Here is a 16,550-nt window from a genome sequence, read left to right as displayed (position 1 = left end):
CTTCCCTACACGCCGCCGGCGCTTACAGCGCCTCCCGGTACGCCGCCAGCGTCTCCTCGACATCCTCCTCCGTGTGCGCATAGGAGGTGAACTGACACTCGAACTGGTTGGCCGTGAGGAACACGCCCCGGTCTTTCATCTCCTGCCAGAACACGCGCTCCCACCGGTCGGTGGCGGCGCGAGCCACGTCGGCGCCGGTCTTCGGACAGCTGTCGTAGCGGTCGCAGTCGGGATCCTGCCGACAGCCGTCCGTACAGCAGGCGTCCGGGTCGTCCGGCGCCTCGCGGGTGAAGATCGTCTTGAACATCGAGTCGGTACCGACGACGGTGTACTCGGGCGCGCGCTCGGCGCAGATCTCGGCGATCCCCTCGCGGAGCTTCCGCCCGAGGCGGTTGACGTGGTCGTACACGCCGTTCTCGGCGGCGTACTCCAGCGTCGCCTTCCCCGCGGCCATCGTCACCGGGTGCCCGGAGAAGGTTCCGGACTGGAACACGTCGCCCGCGGGCGTGAACTCCTCGATTATCTCGGCTTTGCCGCCGACAGCGCCGACCGGGAAGCCGCCCCCGATGATCTTCCCGAACGTGGTCACGTCCGGGGTGACGCCGAACTTCGACTGCGCGCAGCCGAGCCCCCCCACGCGGAACCCGGTGATCACCTCGTCGAAGACCAAAAGCGAGCCGTGGTCGTCACAGAGGTCGCGCAGGATCTCGTGGTAGCCGTCGATCGGGGTGACGATGCCCATGTTAGCTAAGATCGGCTCGACGAGGACCGCCGCGATGTCGTCGCCGTGTTCGGCGAACACCTCCTTGGCCGCCTGCGGGTCGTTGAAGGGGATCGGGAGGGTGTGCTCGGCGAACTCCTCGGGGATCCCCTTCGTCGACGGGTGGGGGTCGTCGGCCGATCCCTCGACGAGCGTCGACTCCTGCGCGCCGTGGTAGCCGCCCTGCATGACGACGATCTTGTCGCGGCCGGTGTGCCCGCGCGCGAGCCGAACCGCCGAGACGGTCGCCTCCGTCCCGGAGTTGACGAACCGGATCGACTCGACGCTCGGGACGTGTCGCGCCACGAACTCCGCGTGTTCGACCTCGATCTCGGTGGGCGCGCCGTACATCGGCCCCGCGGCGACGTGTGACTGGATCGCCGCCTCGACCGGCTCCGGGAGGTCGTGGCCGTACAGGAGGGGGCCGTACCCCATCACCCAGTCGACGTACCGGTTCCCGTCGGCGTCGATCACGTGCCCGCCGTCGCCGCGCTCGATAAAGAACGGGTGCGGCATCGTCGCCCGGACCGAGGAGTTGACGCCGCCCGGCATGACCGACAGCGCGCGGTCGTACAGTCCGCGCGAGCGCTCGTGGTTCATGGCCGGCGGTAGGGTTTGAGGGGTGAAAGTAGTTGCCGAGTCGGCGCCGCCGCTCGGCCGTCGGCGTCCCGGAAAAGCGATCGGTTAGTCGGTCGATTCCTCGCCGGTTCGGTGTCGGTCCGGTGGCCGGCTTACACCGCCTCCGGACCGGTCTCGCCCGTGCGGACCTGCAGCGCGTCCTCGACGGGCATGATGAAGACCTTGCCGTCGCCGGGCTCGCCGGTCTTCGCGGCGTCGGCGATCGCGTCCGCGACCTCGTCGGCCGGGATGTCGGCGACGACCACGTCGATCTTCACCTTCTGGTGGAGGTCGACCGTGAACTCCTCGCCGCGCCACTGCCCGGTCTTCGCGGGCTGGCTGCCGCGGCCGGAGACGTTCGTCACCGTCAGCGAGGGCGCGTTGACCTCCGCGAGCGCCTGCTTGATCGCGCCGAGCTTGTCGGGGCGGACGACCGCGGTGACCATCTTGATCTCCGTGCCCGCCTCCTCGCCGCCGTCGGCGCGCGGGGTACCGTCGGGGCTCTCGGTCGTGTCGACGACCGAGGGGCCGCCGTCGGTCGCCACGTTGGCCTTGCCGAACTCGGGGTACGTCTCGACGCCGTGTTCGCTGACGTCGAGGCCGTCGCGCTCGTGTTCGGGGGTGACGCGGGCCTGGCCGGCCGCCTTGAAGGCGCCGAAGACGAGCGCGGTCGCGACCACGGTCCAGGCGCTGATGACGACCACGCCGATCACCTGCGAGACGAGCAGGTCGGCCGAGAACCCGTTGATGTGCACGAACGGCAGCGCGAGCACGCCGAGGACGCCCGCGGAGCCGTGGACCGGGAACACCGCGCAGACGTCGTCGATCTTCAGCGTGTCCGAGACGAACTCGAAGACCAGCGGGAGCTGGAGCCCGCAGAGGAGCCCGACCGCGATGGCGCCCCACCAGGTGACGAGGTTCGCGATACCGGTGACGCCGACGAGCCCCGCTAGCAGTCCGTTCGCGACGTACAGCGTGTCGACCTTCTTCGAGAGCGCCACGGAGGCGAGCGCGGCGCCGACGCCGCCGGCGGCCATGCCGAGCGTCGTGCCCAGCGAGACGCGGCCGACGGAGGCGTAGCCGTCCAAGACGAGTTCGCCGCCGTCGACCGCGAACACCGTCGCGGTCGTGCCGACGTTGAAGCCGTACCAGCCGAACGCGAGGATGAGCGTGCCGAGCACCGCGAACGTCATCGAGTGACCGGGGATGACGTTCGTGGTGCCGTCCTCGGCGTAGCGGTCCATCCGCGGACCGAGCACGTACGCCGCCGTGAGGCCGGCGATACCGCCCATGCCGTGGACGATCATGCCGCCCGCGAAGTCGGTGAAACCGAGGCCGCTCCCGCCGAGGAAGCCGCCGCCCCACGTGATCCCCGCGACGACGGGGTAGATGACCGCGGAGATGGCGATGGTGTACGCCACGTACGCGCGGAGCTTCGCGCGACCGGCGACCGCGCCGGAGACGATCGTCGCCGCCGTCATCGCGAAGACGGCGCCGAACAGCCAGCTGTTGACCCAGCCGCCGTCACCGAGGGCGGTCGCCGCCGAGAAGCCGCCGCCGGCGGCGAGCCCCTCGACGCCGAAGCCGACCAGGAAGTAGAGGAGCACGCCGACGCTCCACGTGAGCAGGTTCTTCGTCAGCTGGTTCGCCACGTTCTTCGCACGCACCTGCCCCGCCTCGAGCATCGCGAAGCCGGCGTGCATGAAGAAGATGAGGAAACAGACCACGGCGACCCACATCAGGTTCACGCCCTCGGCGAGCACGCTCGGATCGATGCTCGCCAGTACGCCGGCCGTCACGCGTCAACCACCTCGGGTGAACGTTCGTCCGTCATACAGCGCGTTTCGTTCGTGTTCATGTGCTGAATCACGTTTCGACAGGGGGTAATGGGAATATATAAACGTTTGACTTGAGTTTCACAATAAATTTGGTTGATGATACGAGAAACGTACAATATTAGACCAACTTGGTGTTGTATAAGGACATATAGTCGGGAGATATCTGGCAATCATTGCGTTCAAATCGGACGCTTGTTTTATCTTTGGATTGTCACTTAGTGCCGCAGGCCGCGATTTCGGGGCGCAAAACGCCGTGCGCGGTGTGGAGTGGAAATACTTGCCGGCCCGCCGATCGGGTCGAATCGACCGATCTGCCCTCTCCGTCCGGATATCGGGCGACTCAGCGGCTGATCAGAGAAAATGACGTTTGTCAACCCGATCTCGAGTCCGCCGTCCCGTCCGGGGATTCCGGACGGACGATATCGACCGATCTCCGCGAATTTTTCGCATTTCCCGCCGAATTCGGCCGATCGATCCGCGAGCGGTGTCCCGTTACTCCGGCTTCAGGCCTTCGCCCTGCACGCGCATCACGGCCTCGCCGTCGGCGAGGTTCGGGGCGTCGACGAGCCGGACGATCCGCTTGTCCCCCTTCGACTTGCGGAGGTAGATCCGGAACGTGGACGCGTGTCCGAGGATGTTGCCGCCGATCGCCTGCGTCGGGTCGCCGAAGTAGGAGTCGGGGTTAGAGGCGACCTGGTTCGTGACGAGGATGGCGGTGTTGAACAGGTCGCCGATCCGCATCAGGTCGTGGAGGTGTTTGTTCAGCTTCTGCTGTCGCTCGGCCAGCTCGCCCCGGCCGACGTACTCCGCGCGGAAGTGGGCCGTCAGCGAGTCGACGCAGACGATCCGGATCGGCCACTCGCTCTCTTCGTGTTCGCCGGCGAGCTCCTTGGCCTTCTCGGCCAGCAGGATCTGGTGGTTGGAGTTGAACGCCTTCGCGACGTGGATCTGGTCGAGGAAGGCCTCGACCAGCGCCTCCATCGCCTCCTCGTCGTCCGGGGTGCCCTCGATCTCGCGGCGTTCCATCTCCTCGGCGAGGATCTCGTCGTCGAGGCCGCGGACCATGTCGTCGATCCGCTCCGGACGGAACGTGTCCTCGGTGTCGACGAAGATGCAGCCGCCGTCGAGCCCGCCGTTCTCCGGCAGGAGCTGGACGTTGACCGCCATCTGGTGGGTCACCTGCGACTTGCCGGACCCGAACTCGCCGTACACCTCGGTGATCGACTGCGTCTCGATCCCGCCGCCGAGGAGGTCGTCGACCTCGTCGATCTGCCACGAGAGCTTCCCGATCTCCTGTCGGCGCTCCAGGACGCTCGCGCCGGTCTCGAAGCCGCCGACGTCGGCGGCGTCGCGGGCGGCGTTGATGATGTCCGCGGCCGAAGACTCGCCGATGTCGGCCGTGTTCGACATCTCGCCGGGGCTCGCGACGGCTATCGACTGATAGCTCTCGAACCCGTTCTCGACGAGCTTGTCTGCGGTGGCGGGGCCGACTCCGGGGAGGTCCTCGAGTTCGTCTTCAGGCATGTACCCGTCCCTTGTTCGCCATCCCGTATAAAGACTGGTTTACACCCGAGTGAAAGTGAAAATCCGGCGGGAACGGCGTTCCGGACTGGCTCGCTTCCGTATATAAGGCTCAGTACGGACGCGGCGGTGAGCCGCCGCGGCGGAACTGATCGGTCCCGCCGGTCGCCGGCGGCGGTCGTCCCGGCTCACCCGGCCGGCTCAGAACCCGGCTCACCCGGCCGACTCAGAACCCGACGCGGCGGACGTACGACAGATCGCGGATCTCGACGAGCAGGTCGCCGGAGACGTCGGCGTCGGTGATCACGTACAGCTTCGGGTCGTCGGTGAACTCCGGGTCCTCGCTCAGCACCTGTCGGATCGAGACGTCGTGGTCCGCCAAGATACCGGTCACCTCGGCGACGATTCCGGCCTCGTCGGCGGCCGCGACCTCGATCGTGAGCACCGTGAGATCCAGTACGGGGGCGAGGTCCATCAGGCTCGGCACCGACGAGATGTTGGTGAAGATGCGTTTCAGCTCCGGGTCGGCCAGGATCGCGTCCGTCGTCGAGTCGACGACGCGCCGGTCGACGTCGAGCTCGCGCGCGATCCCGGTGTAGGGGATCTCGATCCCGCCGGAGACGACCCGTCCCTCCTCGTTGACGGAGAAGCCGCGCTCCAAGAACAGCCGGATGACGGCCTGTTGGCTGGGTGACCCCTCGAACTTCTCGAGGATCTCGTCGAACATTCGTTGCTACGGTGCTCGTCGCCGAGGGTTAAAAAGCGGGGCACTACGGGCCTCAGTTCGCGAGCGCCGCGTAGACGCCGCCGAGAACCGTCCCGTAGACGGCGTGCCCGACGAGGCTCTCGACGCCGACGTTCGGCAGCGGCGGCGCCCCCGGGAAGCCGACGGCGCCCAGCCAGATCGGCATCACGATCACCGCGAGCGCGGCCCACACGAGGAGGCCATAGCCCGCGCCGACGCCGAGGCTCGTTCCGACCGAGCCGCCGAGATCCGGCTTCAGGTCCCCGATTGCGGCGAAGCCGACGCCGATGACCGCGCCGTGGGACACGTGGATCGTCCAGCCGACGGTGCCGGCGGGGCCTTCGATGCCGTACATCGCCGGAATCCCCATCTGCAGGACTCCGGGAGTCATTATCGACATCATCGCGCCGAAGACGAGGCCGCCGACCAGCCCGCCGGCCACGCCGGCCTTCCAGTTCGCGGTGTCCGTCGATACGTCCGTCGGCGTCGCGGTTTCGGTCGCCATAGCAGGTCGTGGGTCGGATGAGAACCGGTAATAAATTCCGGGAACGTGTGTTCACGGTGCACAAGACCAGAACTGTTATCGTCGCTGAAACGACGTCGCCGGGGCGTTCCCCCTGTCGACCACTTCCGCTCCGGCACCCGACCCCTTTTAGCCGGTGACGCCGAACTCACCCCCGTGTCAGAAGCGCCGCATCTGCGGTTCTTCCCGTACGAGGAGCCGTACCCGAACCAGCGCGAGGCGATGGACAGGGTCGCCAACGCGCTGGACCGCGGACAGGACGTGCTGTTCGAAGGCGCGCCCGGGACGGGGAAGACCCTCTCCGCGCTCGTGCCCGCCCTGGAACACGCCCGCGAGCACGACCGCACGGTCGTCATCACGACCAACGTCCACCAGCAGATGCGGCAGTTCGTCGAGGACGCCCGCGCGATCACCCGCGAGGAGCCCATCCGCGCGGTCGTGTTCAAGGGGAAGTCCTCGATGTGCCACATCGACGTCGACTACCAGGAGTGTCAGACCCTCCGTGACACCACCCGCGAGATGGTCGAGACGGAGAGCGAGGTCCGCGAGCTGGAGGCCCGCCAGCGCGAGCTGCTGGCCGAGAGCCGCGAGGGCGACGCGGGGGCCGCCGAGGCCCGCGAGTCGGTCATGGAGGAGCTTGACGAGCTGGAAGCCGAGATCGAGGAGTACGAGACCGCGAACGTCTGCGCCCACTACCGAAACAACCTCGTCGAGGACACGGACGAGTTCTTCGGGTGGCTGTTCGAGGACGTTCGCACTCCCGAGGACGTGTACGCGTACGCGGACGAGCGCGAGCTGTGCGGCTACGAGCTGCTGAAGGAGGGGATGGAGGGGGTCGACCTGGTGGTGTGTAACTACCACCACCTGCTCGACCCCCAGATTCGAGAACAGTTCTTCCGGTGGATCGACCGCGACCCCTCGGAGATAATCACCGTCTTCGACGAGGCCCACAACGTCGAGGACGCCGCCCGCGACCACGCCACCCGCACCCTCACCGAGAACACGCTCGACGCCGCCCTCGACGAGCTCGCGGAGAGCGACGACTCCCGCGCCGAGCCCGCCGAGAACGTGGTCCGCGCGTTCCGCGACGCGCTGGTGGAGACGCGCGAGGACGCGCTCGGTGCCGGCCAGCGCGAGTCGGTCGGCGAGAACTGGGAGGACCTCGCCGTCGCCAACGACGACCGCCGCGACGACCTCACGCTCGCGTTCCTCCGGAACTACGAGGGGAAGGGGATCGACACCGAGACGGAGCTCGCGGTCCAGCTCGGACAGGCGTTAGACGAGGAGTACGACCGGCGCTACCGCGAGGGCGAGACCACGACCCGCACGGAGTGTCAGACCCTGCAGGTCGCCCGGTTCGTCTCGACGTGGATGGAGGAGGGGACCGAGCTGGGCCAGTACCCGGTCGTCTCCGTGCGCCGCGACGGCGCCACGGAGGAGGTGTACGGCCGCGCGGAGCTGTACACCTGCATCCCCCGCCGCGTCACCCGGGAGCTGTTCGACGAGGTCGCCGCCTCGGTGCTGATGAGCGCGACGCTCCGCCCCTTCGACGTCACCGAGGACGTGCTCGGCTTAGAGGACGTGGCGTCGCTCGCGTACGAGATGGGGTATCCTGAGGAGAACCGCCGGACGTTCGCGGTCGACACGCCCCCGCTGTTCGCCTCCGAGCGCAACGACCCGGCGACCCAAGAGACCGTGGCGTCGCTGCTGCGCGACGCGATCCGCTTCACGCCGGGGAACACGCTCGCCTTCTTCCCCTCCTACGCCGAGGCCGAGCGCTACTACGAGCGGCTCGGCGGGTCGACCGGCGGCGCGGGCGACACCGGCGCCGGCGCCGGGCTCGCAGGCGCCGGCCTCGGAACCCTCTACCTCGACGGGCCGGGAGAAGACGAGGAAGACCTGCGCCGGCGGTTCGTCGAGAGCGACGACGCGACCCTCTTTACCTCCCTGTGGGGGACGCTCGCCGAGGGCGTGAGCTTCGACGGCGACGACGCCCGGACGGTGGTGGTCGTCGGCGTCCCGTACCCGCACCTCTCCGACCGGATGGAGGCGGTCCAAGACGCCTACGACCGGGCGTTCGCCGACCGCGACCGCGCCCGCGACCCCGGCTGGGCGTACGCGGTCGAGATCCCGACGATCCGCAAGACGCGGCAGGCGCTCGGCCGGGTCGTCCGCGGCCCCGAGGACTTCGGCGTCCGGATCCTCGCGGACCGTCGGTACACGTCGGCGGACATGGGGAAGTACTCCGTCCGCGGCGCGTTCCCGCCTGAGGAGCGCGAGGAGCTCCTCGATCTCGACCCGGAGAAGCTGAAGTTCGCGATGCTGAACTTCTACGGCGATCACGACGCGTACGACGGGACGCCGCCGGAGCCGTGAGCCGGCGTCGGCGAACCGGTGTCCCCGAGCGTTGCCGACGGCGACCCGTCGCGCTCTCCCTCCCTACCCCGGCCGCGCCGCGAGCAGCACCGCGACCCCGAGCAGCACGATCCCGAGCAGCGTCGTGATTACCGCGTGGATCACGGTCATCCCGACGACGAGCCGCCGGGGCTGGTCGTAGCTCCACGCGAACATGGCGCCGTCGACGAGGAGCGCGGCCGTGACGATCAGCGCCTCGGGGAGCCCGAAGGCGCCGCCGACCACGCCGATCACCGCGGGGAGCGGGCCGACGTAGAGTGCGCGGCGCGGGTCCACGTCGCCGAGGACGTTCCGGGCCGCGAGGTGGGCGGTCACCGAGAGGAACAGCGCGAACAGGACGGTCGTCCCCAGCACCGACGCCGGCGTCACCGTCTGCAGGAGCATGGGCGACCTACGGGACGGCGGGTAAAAGTGGTCGCGGAATCGGCACGGGGAGGAGAGTAGGGGGAGGAGAAGCGGGGAGGAGAGTAGGGGGAGGAGAAGCGGGGAGGGAAGCAGAAAGGGCAGAGAGCGGAAACGGCGGAGAACGGAGAGAAACGGAAAGCGCGCCGACCGCTACGCCAGCAGGCCGAGGCCGTCGAGCTCCTCGACGATCACATCGACGGCGGCCGCGGCGTCGTCGGGGCTCGTCCCGCCGGTGACGACGAGCTTCCCGCTGCCGAACAGAAGCGCCACCACGTCGGGCTCGTCGATCCGGTAGACGAGGCCGGGGAACTGCTCAGGCTCGTACTCGATGTGTTCCAAGCCGAGCCCGATCGCGATCGCGTTGAGGTTGAGGCTCTCGCCGAGGTCGGCGGAGGTGACGATGTTCTGGACCGTGATCTCGGGGTCCTCGATCGGGATCTGGAGCTTGCGGAGCTCGTCGAACACCAGGTCGAGGCTCTCGTGGACGGCCTCGATGGAGTTCGCGCCCGTACAGACGATCTTCCCCGACCGGAAGATCAGCGCGGCCGACTTCGGGTCCGTGGTGCGGTAGACGAGGCCGGGGAACTGCTCCGGGTCGTAGTCGGCGCCCTCGAGGTCCATGGCGACGCTCTGGAGATCGAGCTCCTGCCCGATCCCCGTGGAGGCAACGACGTTCTCTATCGTGATCGTCTCCTTCGGATCGGCCATTCTTACATCGATACACACTTGAAGCACGTAAAAAGGTGGCTGGTCGGAACCGCTATCCTCTTGCGACCGGCGGCCCGACTCCGCGGCGTGTACTGGCTCGAACTCGCCGGCGAGGAGGACGCGTTCGCCGCGCGCGAGGCCGCCGTCGCGGCGACGGGCGTGGAGCTGCTCGCGCCGGGGATCGCGCGCGCCGGGAGCGTGGGCGGGAGGGACGCCGACGGTCGGGTGAGCCCGATCCGTCGGCTCGCGTACACCCGCGCCGCCCACGAGGCGATCGCCCGGACCGACGCCGACCTCGACGCCGCCGCAGCGGCCCTCGACGCGGCGCCCCTGGACCGGGCGGGGACCGTCGCGGTCCGCGCCCGCAACGTCCGGAACACGGCCGACGTCTCGACGAGCGCGGCCGAGCGCGAGCTGGGGGGTGTCCTCGTCGACCGCGGGTTCGAGGTCGACCTCGACGACCCTGACCACGTCCTGCGCGCGCTGTTCGCGGCCGGCGAGCGCGACGACCACGAGGCGGTCCCGGGCGCGGACGGCGGCGACGCCGCGGTCTGCGCGCTCGGGTGGGTCGCCGTCGAGGCCGCCCGCGACTTCGCGCCCAAGCCGACCGACCGGCCCTTCTTCCAGCCTGGGAGTATGGCGCCGGCCGACGCCCGCGCGTACGTCAACCTCGCCGGCGCGGCGCCCGGCCGGACCGTCCTCGACCCGATGTGCGGCACCGGCGGGCTCCCGCTGGAGGCGGGGATCGTCGGGAGCGACGCCGTCGCGTGCGACGCTCAGGCGAAGATGGTCCGCGGGACGCGCGAGAACCTCCGGGAGTACGTCGGCGTCGATTCCGGCGATTCCGACGGCTCCGCCCCCGACTGGCACGTCGCCCGCGGCGACGCCACGGACCTCCCCCTGCGCGACGACGCGGTCGACGGGGTCGCGTTCGACGCCCCCTACGGCCGCCAGTCGAAGATCGCCCGCCACGAGCTCGCCGATCTCGTCGGGGGGGCGCTCGCGGAGGCCGCGCGGGTCGCGCCCCGAGCCGTCGTCGTCGCCGATCGCGACTGGCGGCGAGAGGCGCGGGCGGCCGGCTGGACCGTCGACGCCGCCTTCGAGCGCCGGGTTCACCGGTCGCTGACGCGGCACGTGCTCGTGCTCGACCGGGAGTGACGAGAGCAGGGCGGAGAAACCGCAGCGAGGAGGCCCGAAAACGCACCGAGACCACCGCCCCGAGAGTGAACGATCGGTCGCCGATACCCGTGGCGTGAGCGTCGCAGGCGACAAGTTTCAGTTTCACCCTCCCGGCGGGCAACGGTTAAGTGGGCGGCCTGTCGTGGTGTTCACATGACCGGGGACGCCGGCGGCGACATGCTCTCGTGGGACGAGTCGGTGTTCCGCGACGAGTCGGTGTTCGAGATCGACCACGTCCCCGAGACGTTCCGCCACCGCGAGAGCCAGCTGGAGAGCCTGAAGTACGCGCTCCGCCCCGCCGTCCGCGGCTCCCGGCCGCTCAACACGATGGTGCGCGGCCCGCCGGGTACCGGGAAGACCACCGCGGTCCAGAAGCTGTTCGGCGAGCTCGGCGCCCGCACCGACGTGCGAACGGTCCGCGTCAACTGCCAGGTGGACTCGACGCGGTACGCGGTGTTCTCGCGGCTGTTCGAGGGGATATTCGACTACGAGCCCCCCTCCTCCGGGATCTCCTTCAAGAAGCTGTTCGGGCAGATCACCGACCGGCTCGTCGAGGAGGACGACGTGCTCGTCGTCGCCCTAGACGACGTGAACTACCTCTTCTACGAGAACGAGGCGTCCGACACCCTCTACTCGCTGTTGCGCGCCCACGAGGCGCACTCGGGCGCGAAGATCGGCGTCATCGTCGTCTCCTCGGATCTGGGGCTCGACGTGATCGACGACCTGGACACCCGGGTGCAGTCGGTGTTCCGCCCCGAGGAGGTGTACTTCCCCGTCTACGACGCCACCGAGATCTACGACATCCTCCACGAGCGCGCGAAGCGCGGGTTCCACGACGGCGTCATCGGCGACGCCGAACTGGAGCGCGTCGCCGACCTCACAGCCGAGAGCGGCGACCTCCGGGTCGGGATCGATCTCCTCCGTCGGGCCGGGCTCAACGCGGAGATGCGCGCCTCGAAGACGATCGCCGAGGAGGACGTGGAGTCGGCGTACGACAAGTCCAAGCACGTCCACCTCTCCCGGTCGCTCCGCGGGCTCTCGGAGTCCGAGCGCGCCCTCGTCCGCGTGCTCGCCGAGAACGACGGCGAGCGCGCCGGAACCGTGTACGAGTCGTTCCACGACGAGACGGACCTCGGCTACACCCGCTACTCGGAGATCATCAACAAGCTCGACCAGCTCGGCGTGATCGACGCGGAGTACGCCGACGTGGAGGGACGCGGGCGCTCGCGGGAGCTCTCCTTGGCCTACGAGGCCGAAGCGGTGTTAGACCGGCTGGAGTAGCCCGACGCGTCACCACCCGATCGGCCTCGGACCCCGACGCCTTTTCAACGGCTCCGTACGCACTCGACTGCATGAAGACGAGCGGCGGGAGCGACGCGATGAAGCGACGCGCCGGCGAGTCGGCGGCCGAGGCGGTCGCCGACGGCGAGGTGGTCGGACTGGGGACCGGGTCGACGGCGGCCCACGCGATCCGGCGGCTCGGGGACCGGATCGACTCGGGGCTCGACGTCAGAGGCGTCGCCACCTCCTTCGCGAGCCGCGAACTCGCGACCGACTGCGGGATCCCCCTGCTCGACCTCGACGAGGCGGTGGGACCCGACGCGCCCGGGATCGACGTCGCGATCGATGGGGCGGATCAGGTCGCGGTCGGCGGGGAGGAGAGCGAGGGAACGGGGAGCGAGGGAACGGGGAGCGACGAACCGGCGGCCGGGGTCGGCCCCCTGATAAAGGGGGGCGGCGCCGCCCACGCCCGCGAGAAGCTGGTCGACGCCGCCGCTGACCGCTTCCTCGTCGTCGCCGACCCCTCGAAGGAGGTCCCGGTCCTCGACCGGTCCGTCCCGGTCGAGGTGCTTCCCGCCGGTCGCTCCGCGGTCGCCGAGGCGGTGCGGGCGGCCGGCGGCGAGCCGACCCTCCGGCGCGCGGAGCGGAAGGACGGGCCGGTCGTCACGGACAACGGGAACCTCGTGCTCGACTGCGCCTTCGGCGAGATCGGCGATCCGGCCGCGCTGGCGCGGACGCTGTCGGCGACGCCCGGGGTCGTCGAACACGGGATCTTCGTCGGGCTCGCGGACGAGGTCCACGTCGGGACCGAATCGGGCGTTCGGGTCGCCAAGCGCTGACCGCCGCTCGACGCCCGCCCGACGGACGCGTCGCTCGCCGGTCGGCGGTCGCTCAAAAAATGAAGGGCTGAAAGCGCGTCCGTCTTAGAGGTCGCGAGGCTGGACCGTCTTCCGGTCGTTGGCCTCGGCGCGGCGCGCGGCGTCTTCGAGCAGCTCGTCCACTTCGTCGTCCAGCGCGTCGTAGAAGTCCGAAGCGACGTTCTTGTCGTCCAGGGCTTCCTTGACGGCCGCTTTGACAATAAGGTCTGCCATGCGCTCGACGATATCCGTCGACCGTTAATAAGAGTTCCTGAATTCGACCGCGAGGGACGCCGTGCCGGCGGTTCGCGGCGGTGTCCCGGAGCGCTCCCTTATAAACTTTGTGAGAACAGGAGACGGTCGGCGACCGAATCCGGTCGAGATCGATAGGTACGACACCGCTCGGCCCCCACGATCGGCCATGCGCGACACGCTCGAGGCGCTCGACGCCGGGGAGATCGGCGTCGCGGAGGCGGAGTCACGGCTCGCGGGCTACGCGACGACGGCGGCCGGGCGGTTCGACGCCGCCCGCGAGGGGAGACGCGGGATCCCCGAAGCGATCCTCGCGGAGGGGAAGACGCCGGCGGAGGTCGCCGCGCTGACGGCGACCGCGGTGGAGACGACCGGCCATGCGCTCGTTACCCGGACGGACGCGGACGACGCGGCCGCGATCGAGACGGCGATGGCGGACCTCGAACTCGACACCGCCGACGCGCTCGACGCGACCGTCGACCACGACGAGCGGACCGGCACGATCGTCGTCCACGCCGGCGACTTCGAGGGGCCGGATCTGGACGCGACCGTCGCGGTCGTCGCCGCCGGCACCGCGGACGCGGCGGTCGCAGGCGAGGCGGCGGTCGTCGCCCGCGAGATCGGCGCGACGATCGATCGGATCGACGACGTGGGGGTCGCGAACCTCGACCGGATTCTGGATCAGCGCGACCGCATCCGGGAGGCCGACGTGGTCGTGGTCGCCGCCGGCCGCGAGGGGGCGCTCCCCACCGTCGTCGCGGGGCTCGTCGCCGCGCCGGTGATCGCGCTCCCGGTCTCGACCGGCTACGGCGTCGGCGGCGAGGGAGTCGCGGCCCTGGAGGGCGCGCTCCAGTCCTGCTCGGTGCTCACGACGGTGAACGTCGACGCCGGCTTCGTCGCCGGCGCGCAGGCGGGCCTGATCGCCCGCGCGGTCGACGCGGCCGGGCCCGACTGACCGCCGAGTCCGACGCCCGACTGGACGCAGGCATTTATAAGCACTTTTCCGGAAGCTGACGGGGGTGAGAAAGGGTATTTGTTCGTCGAACACCTACATCGGCCGCCGGTGAACACCGGTACCGAATGCCACGATGTGACCACTGCGGGTCGCACGTCTCGGACCGTTTCGCACGCGTGTTCGCAGACGAGCACGGCGACCTCAACGCCTGTCCGGACTGCTCTGCGAACGCCGGGATCGCCGAGGTCTCCCGGGAACGCGCCGGCACCGGAGACTGACTCGCCGATCCCGCCGCGAAGCCGATCCACCGAGCCGCGTCGAGACCGGCAGCTATTCGTTTCGGTCGACCCGATCCGGTGGCGTGTCGACGCCGAGCCAAGACTCGTCCCATCACGTCTACGTCATCGAGTGCGCCGACGGCACGCTCTACACCGGCTACACCACCGACGTGGAGCGGCGCGTCGCCGAACACGACGCCGGCGAGGGCGCCAAGTACACCCGCGGGCGGACTCCCGTGACCCTGCGCCACGTCGAGTCGTTCGACTCGAAGTCGGCCGCGATGTCGCGTGAACACGCGATCAAATCGCTCACGCGCGCCGAGAAGGATCGGCTGATCGGCGACGCGTAGCGTGCTCTCGCTCTCCATCTCGCTTTCTTCCGGCCTCACTCGACGAGTCGCTCGATCTCCGTGACGAGGATGCCGGTCGCGCCGACCGACTTCAGCTCCGAGATCGTCGCGAACACGTCGCGCTCCTCGACGACGGCGTGGACCGCGACCATGCCGTTGCCGTCCTCGTCGGCCTCGACGTTCATCACCGTCGGGCCGCCGAGCCCGGGGATCACGTCTTTCACCTCGTCGAGCCGCTCCTTGGGGGCGTTCATCATCAGGTACCGCCGACCGTCGGCCGCGAGGACGGACTCGAAGGCGGTCAGCACCTGCTCGACCTTCGGGTCGTCGACCACGTCGGAGCGGGCGAACAGCCGCACCGAGGAGTCGAGCACGTCGTCGATCACGGCGAGCCGGTTCACCTTCAGGGTCGTCCCCGTCGAGGTGATGTCGACGATGGCGTCGGCCATGTCGACGTGGGGGGTCAGCTCCGTCGCGCCCGTCACGGTGACCACGTCGGCGTCGACCCCCACGCGGTCGAGGTAGTCGCGGGTGACCGCCGGGAACTCGGTGGCGATCGTCCCGCCGGCGAGGTCCGCGACGCTCTCGATGTCGCCGTCCTCCGGCGCCGCAAGGACGAGCTTACACGAGCCGTATCCCAGATCCAGGAGGTCGACGAGGTCACCCTCTTCGGCCGCGCTCGCGGAGTCGGCGACACCGCCGGACTCCGCGGCCTGATCGAGCCCCGTGATCCCCACGTCGGCGGCCCCGTCGCGGACGTACTCGGGGATGTCGGCCGCCCGGGCGAACAGCACCGTCACGTCGGGGTCGACGGTGTCGGCGTACAGCTGGCGGTCGGCGGTCTCCTCGACGTGGAGCCCCGCGCGCTCTAAGAGCGAGAGCGTCGGATCGTGCAGGCGGCCCTTGTTGGGGACGGCGATGCGCATACGGAGAGCGTCGCGCGGGGAGGGGGAAACGTTTTCGTCCGGACAGCGGCGGCGGACGTCGACACGAGACTACTTATAAATGACCTCGTGCGGAGGCGCGCGCCTCCGAGCGGCCGGTAGGCCGCGAGTAGCGAGGGACCTTCGGTCCCTCTGACAGCCGGCGGCGAAGCCGCCGGCGAGAGCGCCGCGCGAGGGACGCGGTGAGCGCTCGGAGAGCGCGAACCGCGAGGCTGGGGAGGTGTGAGGTGCGGGGCAGTGCGGTGCGGGTGGGACTCGAAGGGGCAGTCGCGAGGCGGGCGCAGGTGACGCAAGGACCGCAAGGAAGGGAGCGAGCAGCGCGAGCGACCGACGAGGACCGCAGCGAACGTGCGCCCGCCTCGCGACTGGGGCTTCGGGGCAGTTCGTGTCGGTCAGTAGTTTATAAGTCTCAACGTCTAGCCGAGCGGCTGAGACTTCGAGAGACCCCGAGTCCAACGGATCGGCGGATTACCCCTCTGTCGCGCCCAACCTCGTCCGAACCAGCCAGTACGCGACGGGGAGACAGCAGACGAACGCGAATGGCCAGACGATCATCTGTGCGATCGGGTCGGGCGGCGACACGAGGCTCCCCACGATCATCCCGCCGATTCCGGCGACTGCGACGGCGGCGGCGGAGCGCTCCCATCGAGACGGCGGATGCTCGCGCGATCGTCCGCGACGCCACCACAGCAGGTAGTACAGTAACACGACGCCCGAAAGCGGCGCGACCACGCCCCAGAAGGCCGGATAGTCGCTTCCGCGAGCGTGCGCGTCGAAGTTGATCCAGACGCCGGTCGCCATCAAGACGAACAGGAAGAGGGCCATCCCGAGCACGACGATGGGCGGGAACGCGAGGGACACGGGCGGATTTCTGTCGGGCGAGTCATCAGTGTGATCCCTGCGAGCGTCCACACCGGACCG

The 16,550-nt window shown here is 69.4% G+C and carries 17 protein-coding genes; 7 read left to right on the top strand and 10 right to left on the bottom strand.

Annotated elements, in window-relative coordinates; genetic code table 11:
- Window positions 1-22: 22 nt before the first annotated feature.
- The 5 genes from JIN95_RS07835 to JIN95_RS07815 form a co-directional block, all read right to left on the bottom strand.
- Window positions 23-1,360 (bottom strand): glutamate-1-semialdehyde 2,1-aminomutase, encoded by a 1,338-nt coding sequence (locus tag JIN95_RS07835; protein WP_200531021.1) that lies wholly within the window; start codon window positions 1,358-1,360, stop codon window positions 23-25.
- A gap of 131 nt (window positions 1,361-1,491) precedes the next feature.
- On the bottom strand, window positions 1,492-3,177 hold the full coding sequence (locus JIN95_RS07830; protein WP_095636756.1) for an ammonium transporter family protein: 1,686 nt from the start codon (window positions 3,175-3,177) through the stop codon (window positions 1,492-1,494).
- Window positions 3,178-3,708: 531 nt separating this feature from the next.
- Window positions 3,709-4,740: a DNA repair and recombination protein RadA gene (radA, locus tag JIN95_RS07825; RefSeq protein WP_095636757.1), complete on the bottom strand. Its 1,032-nt coding sequence runs from the start codon at window positions 4,738-4,740 to the stop codon at window positions 3,709-3,711.
- Between the two features lie 223 nt (window positions 4,741-4,963).
- Window positions 4,964-5,464 (bottom strand): ACT domain-containing protein, encoded by a 501-nt coding sequence (locus JIN95_RS07820; RefSeq protein WP_095636758.1) that lies wholly within the window; start codon window positions 5,462-5,464, stop codon window positions 4,964-4,966.
- Between the two features lie 52 nt (window positions 5,465-5,516).
- Complete coding sequence (locus JIN95_RS07815; RefSeq protein WP_200531020.1) at window positions 5,517-5,987, bottom strand: histidine kinase; 471 nt, start codon at window positions 5,985-5,987, stop codon at window positions 5,517-5,519.
- Between the two features lie 174 nt (window positions 5,988-6,161).
- Here JIN95_RS07815 and JIN95_RS07810 point away from each other — a divergent pair, with 174 nt between their 5' ends.
- Window positions 6,162-8,381, top strand: a complete 2,220-nt coding sequence (locus tag JIN95_RS07810; protein WP_200531019.1) for an ATP-dependent DNA helicase — start codon at window positions 6,162-6,164, stop codon at window positions 8,379-8,381.
- A 63-nt stretch (window positions 8,382-8,444) separates the two neighbouring features.
- On the opposite strand, the gene JIN95_RS07805 is transcribed toward JIN95_RS07810, so the two are convergent.
- Window positions 8,445-8,804: a hypothetical protein gene (locus JIN95_RS07805; protein WP_200531018.1), complete on the bottom strand. Its 360-nt coding sequence runs from the start codon at window positions 8,802-8,804 to the stop codon at window positions 8,445-8,447.
- Window positions 8,805-8,975: 171 nt separating this feature from the next.
- Entirely contained in the window at window positions 8,976-9,533 is a 558-nt protein-coding gene (locus JIN95_RS07800; RefSeq protein WP_008005776.1) for a TATA-box-binding protein, read from the bottom strand.
- Window positions 9,534-9,620: 87 nt separating this feature from the next.
- Between JIN95_RS07800 and JIN95_RS07795 the strand changes: the two genes are divergently transcribed.
- The 3 genes from JIN95_RS07795 (at window position 9,621) to rpiA (ending at window position 12,832) form a co-directional block, all read left to right on the top strand.
- The gene (locus tag JIN95_RS07795) at window positions 9,621-10,691 is read left to right on the top strand and encodes a THUMP domain-containing protein (RefSeq protein WP_200531017.1); all 1,071 of its coding nucleotides are present in this window, start codon (window positions 9,621-9,623) and stop codon (window positions 10,689-10,691) included.
- 174 nt (window positions 10,692-10,865) lie between these two features.
- On the top strand, window positions 10,866-11,993 hold the full coding sequence (locus tag JIN95_RS07790; RefSeq protein ID WP_095636763.1) for an ORC1-type DNA replication protein: 1,128 nt from the start codon (window positions 10,866-10,868) through the stop codon (window positions 11,991-11,993).
- Window positions 11,994-12,064: 71 nt separating this feature from the next.
- On the top strand, window positions 12,065-12,832 hold the full coding sequence (gene rpiA / locus JIN95_RS07785) for a ribose-5-phosphate isomerase RpiA (RefSeq protein ID WP_200531016.1): 768 nt from the start codon (window positions 12,065-12,067) through the stop codon (window positions 12,830-12,832).
- 84 nt (window positions 12,833-12,916) lie between these two features.
- Here rpiA and JIN95_RS07780 read toward each other — a convergent pair whose 3' ends face one another.
- A complete protein-coding gene (locus tag JIN95_RS07780) occupies window positions 12,917-13,084 on the bottom strand; it encodes a DUF1931 family protein (protein WP_004047560.1) in 168 nt (55 codons plus the stop codon).
- A 187-nt stretch (window positions 13,085-13,271) separates the two neighbouring features.
- Here JIN95_RS07780 and larB point away from each other — a divergent pair, with 187 nt between their 5' ends.
- The 3 genes from larB to JIN95_RS07765 all read left to right on the top strand — a co-directional run bounded on the left by larB (window position 13,272) and on the right by JIN95_RS07765 (window position 14,685).
- Window positions 13,272-14,057: a nickel pincer cofactor biosynthesis protein LarB gene (gene larB, locus JIN95_RS07775; RefSeq protein ID WP_200531015.1), complete on the top strand. Its 786-nt coding sequence runs from the start codon at window positions 13,272-13,274 to the stop codon at window positions 14,055-14,057.
- Window positions 14,058-14,182: 125 nt separating this feature from the next.
- The gene (locus JIN95_RS07770; protein ID WP_198951533.1) at window positions 14,183-14,335 is read left to right on the top strand and encodes a hypothetical protein; all 153 of its coding nucleotides are present in this window, start codon (window positions 14,183-14,185) and stop codon (window positions 14,333-14,335) included.
- Between the two features lie 83 nt (window positions 14,336-14,418).
- Window positions 14,419-14,685, top strand: coding sequence for a GIY-YIG nuclease family protein (locus tag JIN95_RS07765; protein WP_095636766.1), 267 nt, complete (start codon window positions 14,419-14,421; stop codon window positions 14,683-14,685).
- 35 nt (window positions 14,686-14,720) lie between these two features.
- Here JIN95_RS07765 and hisG read toward each other — a convergent pair whose 3' ends face one another.
- Together hisG and JIN95_RS07755 are read right to left on the bottom strand one after the other, a co-directional pair.
- Window positions 14,721-15,611, bottom strand: coding sequence for an ATP phosphoribosyltransferase (gene hisG, locus JIN95_RS07760; RefSeq protein WP_095636767.1), 891 nt, complete (start codon window positions 15,609-15,611; stop codon window positions 14,721-14,723).
- A gap of 486 nt (window positions 15,612-16,097) precedes the next feature.
- Window positions 16,098-16,490, bottom strand: a complete 393-nt coding sequence (locus JIN95_RS07755; RefSeq protein ID WP_321169256.1) for a hypothetical protein — start codon at window positions 16,488-16,490, stop codon at window positions 16,098-16,100.
- Window positions 16,491-16,550 lie beyond the last annotated feature (60 nt).

This window comes from Halorubrum sp. LN27, from assembly GCF_016635065.1.
Lineage (GTDB): Archaea > Halobacteriota > Halobacteria > Halobacteriales > Haloferacaceae > Halorubrum > Halorubrum salipaludis.
Note: the sequence above shows the minus strand (reverse complement) of the source record. Positions and strands in the feature narration are given on the sequence as shown.

Coding starts and splice junctions, on each gene's coding strand:
- JIN95_RS07835 (WP_200531021.1), bottom strand. CDS start 1,360: ATGAACCACGAGCGCTCGCGCGGACTGTACGACCGCGCGCTGTCGGTC.
- radA (WP_095636757.1), bottom strand. CDS start 4,740: ATGCCTGAAGACGAACTCGAGGACCTCCCCGGAGTCGGCCCCGCCACC.
- JIN95_RS07820 (WP_095636758.1), bottom strand. CDS start 5,464: ATGTTCGACGAGATCCTCGAGAAGTTCGAGGGGTCACCCAGCCAACAG.
- JIN95_RS07815 (WP_200531020.1), bottom strand. CDS start 5,987: ATGGCGACCGAAACCGCGACGCCGACGGACGTATCGACGGACACCGCG.
- JIN95_RS07805 (WP_200531018.1), bottom strand. CDS start 8,804: ATGCTCCTGCAGACGGTGACGCCGGCGTCGGTGCTGGGGACGACCGTC.
- JIN95_RS07800 (WP_008005776.1), bottom strand. CDS start 9,533: ATGGCCGATCCGAAGGAGACGATCACGATAGAGAACGTCGTTGCCTCC.
- JIN95_RS07790 (WP_095636763.1), top strand. CDS start 10,866: ATGACCGGGGACGCCGGCGGCGACATGCTCTCGTGGGACGAGTCGGTG.
- rpiA (WP_200531016.1), top strand. CDS start 12,065: ATGAAGACGAGCGGCGGGAGCGACGCGATGAAGCGACGCGCCGGCGAG.
- JIN95_RS07780 (WP_004047560.1), bottom strand. CDS start 13,084: ATGGCAGACCTTATTGTCAAAGCGGCCGTCAAGGAAGCCCTGGACGAC.
- larB (WP_200531015.1), top strand. CDS start 13,272: ATGCGCGACACGCTCGAGGCGCTCGACGCCGGGGAGATCGGCGTCGCG.
- JIN95_RS07770 (WP_198951533.1), top strand. CDS start 14,183: ATGCCACGATGTGACCACTGCGGGTCGCACGTCTCGGACCGTTTCGCA.
- hisG (WP_095636767.1), bottom strand. CDS start 15,611: ATGCGCATCGCCGTCCCCAACAAGGGCCGCCTGCACGATCCGACGCTC.